Below are 13089 nucleotides of genomic sequence, written 5' to 3' on the forward strand. Positions count from 1 at the left end.
CGATTAATTGAATGTAAAAAAAGCGATAAATCGCATTTTTACAACTACTCTGTACCAAAACAACACAACATTATTAGGGAGAAAACAGGACAATGAAAACCCCGTTGACCGAAGCAGTAACAGCAGCCGATTCTCAAGGCCGTTTCCTCAGCAGCACCGAACTTCAAGTCGCCTTCGGCCGTTTCCGCCAAGCTGCTGCTGGCCTAGAAGCAGCAAAAGCTCTGACAGCTAACTCTCAGCGCTTGATCGACGGTGCAGCCCAAGCAGTGTACAACAAATTCCCGTACACCCAACAAATGCAAGGCCCTAACTATGCTTCTACCGCAACAGGTAAAGCAAAGTGCGCTCGCGACATCGGCTACTACCTGCGTATGGTCACCTACTGTTTGGTTGCAGGCGGCACAGGCCCAATGGATGAGTACCTGATTGCAGGTATCGATGAAATCAACCGGACTTTTGAATTGTCCCCTAGCTGGTACGTTGAAGCTCTCAAGTACATCAAAGCCAACCACGGTTTGAGTGGCGATGCTGCTACTGAAGCTACCTCCTACCTAGACTACGCAATCAACGCCCTGAGCTAGATTTGCGTGATGCCCGGAAATGTAAGCTGCTGTTAGCTTGAGTGTTAGCGGTTGTTTACAATTCCGGGCATCTGCGTTGGAGGGTTAAGTTTTCCAAACAATTTTAAAAAGCTTTCAGTTTTTAAAGCAAAAAGGGAGAAGTAAAAATGTCTCGATTGAGTCCTGCATAACGCTGTTTCAGGTAGCGATCGCGCTCAAAGATTTGGTCGTAGAAAAAAGTCGCATCAAAGAAAGTAAGTTGAATGGATGATTACAGAAACCAGACAATTAAACATTGTTGGGTGGATTTTATAAAATCAACTTACTACAAAATAACTGTTTTTGCCTAAGTCGCAAAACACTCCAGTACCACAAAGCTTTCAATTCACATTCATACATTTAGGAGAAATTCTGGTGGCTATTACAACAGCAGCGTCCAGACTGGGGACATCAGCATTGAGCGATGCCCCGAAGGTAGAATTGCGTCCGAATTACACAAAAGATGACGTAGAAATGGTAATTCGCGCTACTTACCGCCAGTTGTTAGGGAACGATTATTTGATGAAATCCGAGCGCTTGAAAAGTGCTGAATCTTTGCTGCGAGACGGCAGCTTAACAGTACGAGAATTTGTGCGCACAGTAGCTAAATCAGAACTGTACAAAACCAAGTTTTTCTACAGCAGTTTCCAAACTCGGACGATCGAACTAAACTACAAACATCTGCTCGGTCGCGCTATTTACGACGAATCTGAAGTAGTTTATCACTTAGATTTGTACGAAAACAAAGGATACGATGCTGATATTGATTCCTACATCGATTCCGTAGAATATCAAGAAAACTTTGGCGAAAATATCGTCCCTTACTACCGGGGTTTTGATAATCAGCGGGGACAAAAAACCGTTGGTTTTACCCGGATGTTCCGCTTGTATCGGGGCTACGCAAATAGCGATACAGCTCAACTAGAAGGCAATAACTCTCGCCTAGCCGTGGAAGTTGGTAGCAACAGTGCTACGGCAGTAGTTGGCCCTTCCGGTGGCAGCGAAGGTTGGGCTTATCGCCCTTCGGCACAAAACGTAACTCCCAGCAGCGGTTTCGGCGGTGCGGCAGCTTACGGCAAAGAAGGACGACTTTTCCGGGTGGAAGTTTCAGGCATTCGCACGGGCGGATATCCCAACGTGCGTCGCAGCAGCAAAGCGTTTATCGTACCTGTTGATGATTTGTCGTCGCAAATGCAGAAATTTCAGCGTTTGGGCGGGAAAATCGCCAGCATTACTCCAATTTAGTTTTTAGTCATTAGTCATTAGTTATTAGTTATTAGTTATTAGAAGAGTACAAATAACTAATAACTAATGTTGAATGCCCAATGCCCCAAATTCCCCATTACTAATTACTAAGAAGCTTATGTTGGGTCAAAGTTTAGTAGGAACAAGTGGCAATACAGCTTCTGCTGGTCGCTGCTTTCGGTATGAAGTTGTCGGCTTGCGCCAAAGCGATCAAACGGAAAATATCGATTATTCGATTCGATCGAGCGCTAGTACATTTATCACTGTGCCTTACAGCCGGATGAATCAAGAAATGCAGCGCATTACTCGCATGGGCGGCAAAATTGTGAATATTCAGGCTTTGAGTGCCAGCCCAGAATCAGAATAGTCATTAGTCAGCAGTCGTTAGTATTTTAATCTAGTCTTGCTTAGTCAGATTTGTTGCTAGGAATTAATAACTAATGACTAATGACTAATGACTAAGAACTAATGACTAATGACTAATGACTAATAACTATGGATTATTATGAATCAGACTCACCGCCGGCCGATGTAGCTAGCGGCGAGTCTTTAACGTTAGAACAGGCGATCGCCAATCTCCGCTCCCAAGATTACAGCCTCCGCTATTACGCTGCATGGTGGGTGGGCAGATTTCGAGTTAAAGAACCGACAGTGATTGCAGCTCTGATTGCTGCTTTGCAAGAAGAATCGGAACAAACAAAAATTGGCGATTATTCTCTGTTGCGAAATGCAGCGCGAGCTCTGGGAAAATTGGGTGACAAACAAGCATTGCCAGCACTAATTCAGTGCTTGGAATGTGAGGATTATTACGTGCGGGAAGCGGCGGCTCAAGCTCTAGAAATGCTGGGCGATCGGGATGGGATTGGGGCACTGATGAAACTATTAGATGGGGGAGTGGCGGCGGCCGTGCGCGTGCCGGGAAAATCCCACTTAGTGCAACCCTATGACTCAGTAATTGAAGCTTTGGGAACCCTGCAAGCTGAGGAAGCGCTACCAGTAATTCAACCTTTTTTAGAGCATTCTGTCGAGCGGGTGCAGTACGCGGCCGCGCGGGCGATGTATCAGTTAACTGGGGAATCAGTTTACGGAGAACTGTTGGTGACTGCTTTGAATGGGGATAATTTGCAGTTGAGACGATCGGCTTTAATGGACTTAGGGGCGATCGGCTATTTGCCCGGAGCTCAAGCTATCTCTGAAACTTTAGCCGAAAATAGCATGAAATTGATTGCCCTAAAAGGAGTTTTGGAGCATCATCTCAAACAACAAGCATCACTATCTTTGTCAGATGAAGCTATCCGCGTTATGAACTTAATGGATAGCCTTTTATAACTTATGACTAATCAACTAATTCAAGCTGTAGAACAAGCAGATTCTGCTGAGGGCTTGTTAAACTCCGTCAAAGCACTGGCGGCCGCTGGCTCAACAGAAGCAATTCCCACCTTAATTACAGTGCTCGGCTACAACAACCCAGGGGCAGCAGTTGCCGCCGTAGACGGGCTGATTCAAGTCGGAGAACCAGCCGTACTGCCGCTTCTCGAACAGCTTGACGGCTACAATTACGGAGCGAGAGCTTGGGCTGTTCGGGCTTTGGCGGGAATTGGCGATCCCAGAGGTTTAAATATTTTGCTCGATGCAGCAGCCAATGACTTTGCTTTGAGCGTGCGACGGGCGGCCGCTAGGGGTTTGGGAACCATTTGTTGGGAACTGATGCCCGCAGCACAAATTCCCGAATCTCAAAAAAACGTATCTCAAACGCTGCTGCAAGCGTCCCAAGACCCTGAATGGGTGGTGCGCTACGCAGCAGTAGGTGGTTTGCAAGCTTTGGCTAGTGCTGCTGTTCAACCGGATTGGCTGTCGCAAGTTTTGAGTAGACTTGAGGAAATTGCCTCTGGTGATGAAACTTCTTCAGTTAGGGCACGGGCCATGCTTGCTCAACAACAATTGTTACCGGGCTAGGGTTTGGGCGATGGTCTCCTCCAAATCCCGTTGAGGGAGAGTGGTTAATATAAAGACTTCTTGTACAGTTTTGCCCTGTCTGGCGATAATTTTAAATCCCCCGCGAATGGGAACTGACACTCTTAGTGTCATGTGGGGGATGTGACCTTTAACTTTGTTAATGACGCCGGGAGTAATGGTTTGAATGCCAATTTTTTGAGTCAATCGCTCTAAAATTGGTATCAATCCGTCAAGATGGGTAGAGTGATTCCAAACTAAGCGGCCTTTAGATTGTGGGTTCATAGCTTTTTTACCAATTCAACATACCCAGTCTAAGCCACCCCCGACGGTGAGGAATTGTCAATTTCCTGAACTTACCCATCAATTAAGACGTGATTAATTGCTCAAACCATTGTTTTGACTGCTTTTGCCTTGCTGTTCCCATTTTTGAGCCTGTCATAAAAATAAATGGAATGCTCGCAATGCTCAATTGTAGCTCAGAAAAAGCAATCATCAACCCATTCACAGTCAATCGTCAACAATCATTTCTTAGTGCTAGGGCGATCGATATTACTTAAATTGGAAACAATTTTACAAATTGTCAAGTTCACAAAATTAGGCGATCGACTCTGATAAAATTTAGTCGAGACAGATTTTTGGAGGACAGACCTATGTCAGAATTTTTAGACTTTCTCAGACATCAGTTTGCCTACGTTGCGGTTGGGGAATTTAAACCAGGCAAATTTAAAGCAGCAGAAGAACTTTTTGAAAAAGCGGTTGCAACTTACGTCACAGGTTTCAAGGGCGCATACTTACTGCAATTACCTAATACAGACAAAGGTATTGCTATCGTTTTTTGGGAAAGCGTAGATGAAATGGCTGCTAACCATAGCGAAGCTTATCAGGAAATCTTAAATAAAATGACGCCTTTGTTTGTGAAAATACCAGACAGTGATGTTTATGAAATTGTTAGTGAAATTAAGCCAAAAAATGAATAGACTTGGCTGTTGGGTATGTTGAATTGATACTGGACTGAGGATATGGTAATGGGTAATATCGAATTGTAGGGGAGCATCCCGATCTAGTAAGATCGAGATATTATATGGCCAGATTTTAGGCTATAGAAATTTTGGGAGACAGGTAAACATCTTGAATGGCGTTAAATAATTTTACCCCTTCTTCAAAAGGTCTCTGAAAGGTTTTACGTCCAGAAATTAAACCGCAACCCCCAGCGCGTTTGTTAATTACTGCTGTGCGAATGGCTTCTGCAAAATCGGTTTTTCCTGAAGCACCGCCGGAATTAATTAAACCCATCCTTCCTGCATAACAGTTGAGGACTTGATAGCGAGTCAGATCGATCGGGTGATCCGTCGTTAAATCCGAATAAACCCGCTTGTCGGTTTTGCCGTAACTGTTACTGCTAGCTTTAGCAACAGCTTCGTAACCGTGGTTGCACTCTGGTAATTTTTGCTTAATAATGTCAGCTTGAATTGTCACACCCAAGTGATTTGCTTGGCCGGTCAAATCCGCTGCAAGGTGATAATCTTTGTCTTGTTTAAAGATGTCGTTGCGGAGATAACACCACAGAATTGTCGCCATTCCGTATTCGTGAGCATGAGCAAAAGCTTGACTGACTTCTTGGATTTGTCTGGTCGATTCCGGCGACCCAAAATAGATTGTGGCTCCGACTGCAACGGCTCCCAAATTCCAAGCTTGTTCGACGGAAGCAAACATTATTTGGTCGTATTGATTGGGATAAGTTAGCAATTCATTGTGATTTAACTTGACAATGAAAGGGATTTTGTGCGCGTATTTACGAGATACACTTCCCAAAACTCCTAGGGTAGTGGCGACAGCATTGCATCCGGCAGAAATTGCTAATTTAATGATATTTTCGCTGTCAAAATAGATGGGATTTGGTGCGAAAGAAGCGCCGGCTGAGTGTTCGATTCCTTGGTCTACGGGCAGGATAGATAAATAGCCGGTATTTGCTAAGCGTCCGCTAGAATATAGTTGCTGAAGAGAGCGGAGGACTTGAGGCGATCGATCGGTTTGAGCGAAAATGCGATCGACCCAATCCGGGCCGGGTAGGTGCAATAAATCTTTAGAAACTTTTGCTTGATAGCCCAGCAAGTCTTCTGCTTCATCGCCGAGCCAAGACTCGATGGAATTGGAAACTGATAGTGTAGCTGTCATACAGATTTCCCCTTCAATTTCAATGGTAGGCTAATGATTGTAGTCATTAGCCTTGCTGGTATTGTAGCAAAAAAATCCTAGTTGCCATCCGGGGGAATATCAGCAAAGTTTTTAATCAGATTAGAGACAAGAGCAACTTTGACGCGCTACTCTAGAATAAGCTGGCAGCTCAACAGCAGCTCAAGTACCAGCGCTCGATTCACAACTTCGCCATCAAAATGTCACACATATACTTTGATTCTGACAACGGTCACAAATCCTTTGAGATGCCCGGTGCTCGGCCGCATTACAATCCCGATCGCCCCGGTCAAGTAGAGCATATTTTCCTGGACTTAGTGCTGGATATTCCCAAACAAAGCTTTCACGGTACTTGCAGCATCCGCATCAATCCAGTCCGCAGCGGTATTGACAAATTAACTTTAGATGCCGTTAACCTAAAAATTAAATCAGTAAAAGTCGGCAATATCGAGCAAAGTTTTGAGAGTGATGGCGAATTTCTAGAAATTCAACTACAAGAACCAACCGCAGCCTACAAACCAATTACTATTGCGATCGACTATGCAGTCGAAAAACCCCAGCGAGGTCTTTATTTCGTCGGTCCCGACAAACACTACCCCGATAAACCAACTCAAGTTTGGACGCAAGGCGAAGATGAAGATTCGCGCTTTTGGTTTCCCTGTTTCGACTATCCCGGACAACTGGCAACTTCCGAAATTAAAGTACAAGTTCCCAAACAACTTTTTGCTATTTCTAACGGGGAATTAATCAACACAGAAACCAAGGGAGATGATAAAATTTATCACTGGTTACAAAAACAGGTTCATCCCAGCTATTTGATGACTTTGGCTGTGGGAGATTTTGCGGAAATTAAAGATGAGTGGAACGGCAAACCTGTTAATTATTACGTGGAAAGAAGCCGGGAAGCTGATGCCAAACGCACCATGGGCAAAACGCCTCAAATGATTGAATTTTTCTCTCAGATATTTGGCTACCCTTACCCGTTTCCGAAATACGCTCAAGTCTGCGTCGATGATTTCATCTTCGGGGGGATGGAAAATACTTCGACAACTTTGCTAACAGATAGGTGCTTGTTAGACGAACGCGCTACTCTGGATAATCGTGGTTCGGAAAGCTTGGTTGCTCATGAATTAGCTCACCAATGGTTTGGCGATTTGGTAGTCATCAAACACTGGTCTCATGCTTGGATAAAAGAAGGCATGGCTTCTTATTCCGAGGTGCTGTGGACTGATAAAGCATACGGGAAAGAAGACGCGGCTTACTATATGTTAAATGAGGCGCGCAATTATTTAGCTGAAGATAGTGCTCGCTACCGTCGCCCGATGGTCACTCACGTTTACCGGGAGGCGATCGAATTGTACGATCGCCATTTGTACGAAAAAGGCGCTTGCGTTTATCACATGATCCGCGCCGAGTTGGGCGATGAGTTGTTTTTCAAAGCTATTCAGACTTTTGTCCAGGACAATGCTCACAAAACTGTAGAAACTATCGATTTGTTGCGGGCGATCGAAAAAGCGACTGGCCGCAATTTAATGTTTTTGTTTGACCAGTACGTTTATCGAGGCGGTCATCCAGATTACAAAGTTGCTTATTCCTGGGATGGAGATAACAAACTAGCGAAAGTTACTGTTACCCAAACTCAGATCAAAGAACCTAAAAATGGCAATGCTAACAGTAAGGATGTATTCGATCTCAAAATTCCGATCGGCTTCGGTTACAAGCCGGAAAAATCAGATAGCGATGAGAGTTCTGCCTCCTCTGGGCCGAATCTGAAAACTTTCACAGTGCGCGTTTACGAACGGGAGCAAAGTTTCTATTTTCCTCTGGAACAGAAGCCAGCCTTCATTAGTTTTGATGTGGGAAATAAATACTTAAAAACAGTTAGTTTAGAGTTGCCGGTTGCCGAACTAAAAGCTCAATTACAATTCGATCCTGACCCTGTTTCCCGGATTTATGCCGCCCAAGCTTTGGCGAAAAAGGGAGGATTGGAGGTCGTGCATACGCTGTCAGAATCTCTGAAGAAAGAGCCGTTTTGGGCGGTGCGTGCGGAAGTTGCAGGCTATTTAGTAGAAATTAAACTCGACCAAGCTTTTGATGGTTTAGTAGCTGGTGTGAAGGATAAAGATGCTCGTGTTCGCCGTGCTGTGGTGGGGGCGCTGGGTAAAATCAAAACTCACGAAAGCTATAAAGCTTTGAGATCCATTGTTGAAAAAGGGGATGCTAGCTATTATGTAGAAGCAGCGGCTGCGAGTGCGATCGGGGGAATTGCAGGGGCTAACCTCGATGAAAAACCGACTGACGAACAGGTACTGAAAGAGTTAAAATTGGTGCTGAAAGAGCGTCAAGGGTGGAATGAGGTGGTGCGATCGGGGGCGATCTCCGGTTTAGCCCAAATGAAAACCTCTGAAGACGCGCTGAATCAGATTTTGAAATACACAGCCATTGGTACTCCCCAAGCTTTGCGCTTGGGTGCAATTCGTGCTTTGGGTACAATTTCAACAGGTCAAACTAATATCAATTTAGAACGGATTTTGCAGCGGCTGGCAGAATTGTCTAGAGAGACCTTTTTCTTGACTCAAGTATCTGTAGTTGCAGCATTAGGACAAATGGAAACTCGCAAAGCGATTCGGATTTTGCGTTCTTTGGCGGACCAAACTCCTGATGGGCGCGTTCGTCGCATGGCGGATGAGGCTGTGCAAAGAGTGCTCAAAAGCGCGGGTTCTGATGCAGCAGTGAAGCAGTTGCGAGAGGAATTAGACCAGGTGAAAAAGGATAATCAAGATTTGAAGAGTCGTTTGGAAAGTTTGGAGGCTAAGTCGAAACAAGATTAGGTTAAGTAGATAAACCTAAAAAACCCGGTTTCTTCGATAAATTTCGATTTATGTGAGATATTGAGGAAGAAACCGGGTGTTTGACATCGCGCGTAAGTTATGTAAAACCTGGGTGAAATTTATGTTTTTAATTTTCAAGTGTCAATTAAGTTGAACCAGTTTTTGCACTACAATATGTTTCCTAAATTATGAGTAGCAGAACAATTGTATTGGTGGAACAATCGGGGGTAATTCCCTACCGCCTTATGGACGGTAAAATTGAAGTAATGCTGATTACTTCTTCGGGAGGTAAGCGCTGGGTAATTCCCAAAGGTTTGATTGAACCTGACATGACTCCCGAAGATTCCGCGGCAAAGGAAGCTTGGGAGGAAGCAGGTGTATTGGGTCGAGTGTTTCCAGATTTGATGGGGACTTACGAATACTATAAGTCTGGTTGTACTTGGCAAGTAGATGTATTTTTACTGCAAGTAGAAACTGTGGTGGAAAATTGGCCTGAAGCTTATAAGAGAAAGCGGCAGTGGGTGAGTATTCCTAAAGCAATTAAGCGGGTTGATGAACCGGAATTGAAATTGATTCTTGGGGATTTGTCGCCTAGATTTTGGTAAAAATGAGTCCGGCGGTTTCAACCGCGTCTTGTCAAACAAAGTCCGCCTGCGCGGACTAAGATAAGAAGCTCAAAAGTCTAAACAAACAAAGTCCGGCGGTTTCAACCGCGTCTTGTCAAACAAAGTCCGCACAGGCGGACTAAGATAAGAAGTAAATTAAGCGTTAGCTGACAGGAAAGGAAGGCTTTCTGCTAGGTTATCTTTAACTTCAATTCCCTGTTTCATCGCCCAAAATTGGCTCAAAAAGTGGATTTGGCGCAAACCCACTATTAAATTTAAACCAGGTATGAAAATCCACCAAACTGTTAGCGGTTCTTTGATTCCTTCTTGGCGATACAGTTCGTTGACTGTGTTGTAAAGTTTGAATTGTACGATGTAAATCCAAGCAATGCCTAGGAAGGAAAACCAACCAAACCATCCGGGAACGTCGGGATCGTAGATTCGCAAAGCTTGGGGAATGGCTACTCCTAACACAAAGGGTAGCAAGCAGAGGGTTCCTGACCACCCGGTGCCGTTATAGCGGCGCAACTCTTCTTGAATAATCCATTTATACCATCCGTAGTACAGCAGCAAGGTGGCTGCGGATAGCAAAATTACTTTCCACAAGGAGCGGGGTTTACCTAAAGGTTTTTCGGACATATTGAAATGTAAGAGATGGATGGCAATCTTGATTATATTAAGATTTGTTAATTATTGCAAAATCATTTCTCGAATTGTGCGTGCTGTGGCGGGGGCGAGTAATACGCCGTTGCGATAGTGGCCGCTGGCGATGAGGATGTTGTTGTTACTGGAAAGTCGATCGATAATTGGTGCGGGTCGTTTTTCCGGGCGTGGGCGCAATCCTGACCATTGCTTGATAATCTTGGCTGTTGCTAAGGCTGGACAAAGGGCGATCGCCTTTTCCATGACTTGCTGCAACATATCAGCATTCGCCTGAATTTCCTCGCTATTTACCGGAAACTCTACCGTCGCCCCTACCCAATATTCCTGATTTTCCAAAGGCACAATATGGACGTCATTGCAAGTAATTACTGGGGCAAAATCAGGATTTTCTAGAGGTTTGGGCGATCGCAAATGTAGCGCTTGTCCCAACACCGGCCGAATGTCAACCAATTGATTTAATGATGCGGTTAAAGCAGAAGAGCCTAAACCAGCAGCTACAATTAGCCAATCGAATTCTAAATTTCCTACATTTGTTTGAATCTGACATTTTGCACCATTTTCAATCACAGGCAAGATGTCTGTTCCACAAGGTATTACATTGGTTGTGGGGTGGGCATTTTTCCCGCCCATGAGGCCTTGAACTTCTACCCCAAACTCAAAATTAACTCCTTTGAGCTTAGCAGCGTCAACTAAAGCTAAAGTCAGGGCTGTGGGATCGACTTGTCGATCGCGAGGTGAATAAATAGCACCAATAATATGATGATTGAGATTAAGATGAGGATGGCGATCGCGCACTTGCTCTAAATCCCAAATTTCCAAATTCCAACCTTGAGACTGGCGAGTGGCTTGCAATTTTTCCCACTTACTTAAATCCTCTCCCTCGGAACAAAGCATCAAAATTCCCTGTTTGTTAAAAGGAATTTTCCGCCCCGTCATTGCTTCTAATTCAGGAATCAGAGTTTCGTAATGCTGAAGGCTAGTTTCTCTTAACTGCCAATTTCTGCCCTTGGTTTTGTGGCTGATTACTCCCATCAATACACCGAGGGCTGCACCGGTGGATGCTTGTGCTGGTGGCTGTTTGTCGAATACAGTGACTTTCAGTTCGGGATAGTGGCTCAGTTCAAAGGCGATCGATGCTCCGACAATACCACATCCAATAATTGCAATACGAACCATTCAATTTTAGATTTTAGATTTAAGATTTTAGGAATGATAGAGGACACGGCAATGCCCATTAGTGTCAACTTAAGGTATAACCTATAGTCCGGCAGGGGTTGAAACCCCTGCCTCAAAGCTAAAGTCCTCTTAAGAGGACTGAAGAGAAGAATTTTCCACTCATTAGTCCTCTTCAGAGGACTTTAGCTATTAGACAGGGAATTCATTCCCTGGCGGACTGGCGGGCGACGTGGCAGACTTGGCGGGCTGACAGCTTAAGTTGACACCAATGGGCAATGCCGTGTCCCTACCCAAAATAATATTGTAGGGATACGGCACTGCGATCTGCTAATTAAGCTTTAGGAATTAGCTGCAAGAAAGCATCAAAATCCTTGACTGCTTTTTGATAGCTGCTGGTAACTTTTGCATAGTCAAGATCCTTAGCAGCAATATCAATATTCACCAAATCTGCAAACAAACTCTTGGTTAAATCAACGGCTTGTTGTTGATCTTTAGGTAACAAACTTACAGATACGGTTTTCATTGCGCCCCGCAAGTCGCCCAGAGGACCATGAATGTAAGTTCTGGTATCAACCCAGTTGCGTTTTTGAATTAGAGTTCCCAGGTTATCCATGCGCGATCGCAATTCTGTCAGAGTAGGAACATAACGCTGAATTTGCTGAACCTGCGCTGCTGTGTAAGTGGTGGGAACTTTTGCTTCCACACTGCTGCAACTTACTAGAAATGCCATCAGAAATGACATCATTAAGGCAAGAATTGAACGGAGACGAATCATGTCGATTTTAGATTTTAGATTTTAGATTTTAGATGGTTCGTTGCGATCGAATACAGGTTCTACGGAAAGCTCGTTCCCCGGCTCTGCCTGGGAACGCAGATTCAGAGACTCTGCCTCGCTCACCCAGCACCGAAAGTGAGGTACAAAATGTTAGTTTACCTCTTTTCGGCGCAGAAAACCAATTAGAGCATCACCAACTTTTTCTGACCAATGTTCTTGAGGATAATGCCCTGCTTGTTCTACTTTGACCAATTCTGCATTTGGCAAGGAACTAACCAACTTTTCCACTGGTTGCACACTCAGCCAAGGGTCGGTTAATCCCCATACAAATAAGGTGGGTTTAGTCCATGCTGAAAATCCCGATTCAATTTCTGCTATTGACTGTGGCAATTGAATATTGCGGACTGTGTTCATGAGCGATCGCCCCGCATCGGAACTCTTCAAAAATGGGCGGCGATAAACATCTAAATCTTTGTCTGATATGATTTGGCGACAGCCACCTTCTAAGGTTCTGTCCACCAAAAGTGGGTCTTGGGTCATCATATCGCCAATAAAAGGCAGTCCTAATTGCTGCATTTTCCAAGGTAATTTTATATCGGCTGTAACGGGTGTATTAATGACTACTAAACGTTCTATTTTATCGGGGTTGCGCAGGGCATATTGAATGCCTGCGGAAGCTAAAAATCCTTGAACTATTAGGTAAAATTTGTCTATTTCTAAAGCTTGAATAAAATCAGCAAATGCTTGAACAAAAGCATCGGGAGTGTAGGGAAAGTCGCGTTTGTCCGGTTTGGTCGATCGCCCATAACCGATCCAATCTGGTGCGATCGCCCGAAACCCGTTTGTCGCTAAATCGGGCATGATTGCAGTCCAAGTAAAACTCTGAGATGGCAAACCGTGCAGTAACAGCACAGGAGGTTTATCAGTTTTGTTAACCGGATTTGTTTCTCGATAAAACCATTCCAGGGACCCGGACTGGATTGTCTTTTCGTCAATTGACATTATTTTAAGAATGGGGAATGGGGAATTGGGAATTGGGAATGGGG

Annotated in this window: 14 protein-coding genes; 8 read left to right on the forward strand and 6 right to left on the reverse strand. The window is 44.5% G+C overall.

What is annotated here, in order from left to right:
* The first annotated feature begins 92 nt into the window (after positions 1-92).
* The 5 genes from cpcA (at position 93) to AAFP14_RS01740 (ending at position 3800) form a co-directional block, all read left to right on the forward strand.
* Complete coding sequence (gene cpcA / locus AAFP14_RS01720) at positions 93-581, forward strand: phycocyanin subunit alpha (RefSeq protein WP_340521912.1); 489 nt, start codon at positions 93-95, stop codon at positions 579-581.
* Between the two features lie 393 nt (positions 582-974).
* The gene (locus tag AAFP14_RS01725; protein WP_341730602.1) at positions 975-1844 is read left to right on the forward strand and encodes a phycobilisome linker polypeptide; all 870 of its coding nucleotides are present in this window, start codon (positions 975-977) and stop codon (positions 1842-1844) included.
* 118 nt (positions 1845-1962) lie between these two features.
* Positions 1963-2211, forward strand: coding sequence for a phycobilisome linker polypeptide (locus tag AAFP14_RS01730; RefSeq protein WP_341730603.1), 249 nt, complete (start codon positions 1963-1965; stop codon positions 2209-2211).
* Positions 2212-2339: 128 nt separating this feature from the next.
* Entirely contained in the window at positions 2340-3173 is an 834-nt protein-coding gene (locus AAFP14_RS01735) for a HEAT repeat domain-containing protein (RefSeq protein ID WP_341730604.1), read from the forward strand.
* Between the two features lie 3 nt (positions 3174-3176).
* Positions 3177-3800, forward strand: coding sequence for a HEAT repeat domain-containing protein (locus AAFP14_RS01740; protein WP_341730605.1), 624 nt, complete (start codon positions 3177-3179; stop codon positions 3798-3800).
* Here AAFP14_RS01740 and AAFP14_RS01745 read toward each other — a convergent pair.
* The gene (locus AAFP14_RS01745) at positions 3789-4082 is read right to left on the reverse strand and encodes a DUF2103 domain-containing protein (RefSeq protein WP_341730606.1); all 294 of its coding nucleotides are present in this window, start codon (positions 4080-4082) and stop codon (positions 3789-3791) included. The genes AAFP14_RS01740 and AAFP14_RS01745 overlap by 12 nt on opposite strands.
* A 368-nt stretch (positions 4083-4450) precedes the next feature.
* Here AAFP14_RS01745 and AAFP14_RS01750 point away from each other — a divergent pair, with 368 nt between their 5' ends.
* On the forward strand, positions 4451-4777 hold the full coding sequence (locus tag AAFP14_RS01750) for an antibiotic biosynthesis monooxygenase (protein WP_341730607.1): 327 nt from the start codon (positions 4451-4453) through the stop codon (positions 4775-4777).
* Between the two features lie 115 nt (positions 4778-4892).
* Here the strand turns inward: AAFP14_RS01750 and AAFP14_RS01755 are convergent, their stop codons facing one another.
* Entirely contained in the window at positions 4893-5975 is a 1083-nt protein-coding gene (locus AAFP14_RS01755) for a class I fructose-bisphosphate aldolase (RefSeq protein ID WP_341730608.1), read from the reverse strand.
* Positions 5976-6193: 218 nt separating this feature from the next.
* Here AAFP14_RS01755 and AAFP14_RS01760 point away from each other — a divergent pair, with 218 nt between their 5' ends.
* Together AAFP14_RS01760 and AAFP14_RS01765 are read left to right on the forward strand one after the other, a co-directional pair.
* Positions 6194-8824: a M1 family metallopeptidase gene (locus AAFP14_RS01760; RefSeq protein ID WP_341730609.1), complete on the forward strand. Its 2631-nt coding sequence runs from the start codon at positions 6194-6196 to the stop codon at positions 8822-8824.
* 188 nt (positions 8825-9012) lie between these two features.
* The gene (locus tag AAFP14_RS01765) at positions 9013-9429 is read left to right on the forward strand and encodes an NUDIX hydrolase (RefSeq protein WP_341730610.1); all 417 of its coding nucleotides are present in this window, start codon (positions 9013-9015) and stop codon (positions 9427-9429) included.
* 156 nt (positions 9430-9585) lie between these two features.
* Here AAFP14_RS01765 and AAFP14_RS01770 read toward each other — a convergent pair whose 3' ends face one another.
* The 4 genes from AAFP14_RS01770 to AAFP14_RS01785 form a co-directional block, all read right to left on the reverse strand.
* Positions 9586-10068, reverse strand: a complete 483-nt coding sequence (locus AAFP14_RS01770; protein ID WP_340521903.1) for a hypothetical protein — start codon at positions 10066-10068, stop codon at positions 9586-9588.
* A gap of 51 nt (positions 10069-10119) precedes the next feature.
* A complete protein-coding gene (locus AAFP14_RS01775) occupies positions 10120-11268 on the reverse strand; it encodes an NAD(P)/FAD-dependent oxidoreductase (RefSeq protein WP_341730611.1) in 1149 nt (382 codons plus the stop codon).
* 331 nt (positions 11269-11599) lie between these two features.
* Positions 11600-12043: a photosystem II protein PsbQ gene (gene psbQ, locus AAFP14_RS01780; RefSeq protein WP_341730612.1), complete on the reverse strand. Its 444-nt coding sequence runs from the start codon at positions 12041-12043 to the stop codon at positions 11600-11602.
* A gap of 150 nt (positions 12044-12193) precedes the next feature.
* Positions 12194-13045, reverse strand: coding sequence for an alpha/beta fold hydrolase (locus AAFP14_RS01785; protein WP_341730613.1), 852 nt, complete (start codon positions 13043-13045; stop codon positions 12194-12196).
* Positions 13046-13089: the final 44 nt, after the last annotated feature.

Origin of the sequence: Microcoleus sp. EPA2 (assembly GCA_020882975.1) — a bacterium.
In the GTDB taxonomy this organism is placed as follows: domain Bacteria; phylum Cyanobacteriota; class Cyanobacteriia; order Cyanobacteriales; family Microcoleaceae; genus Microcoleus.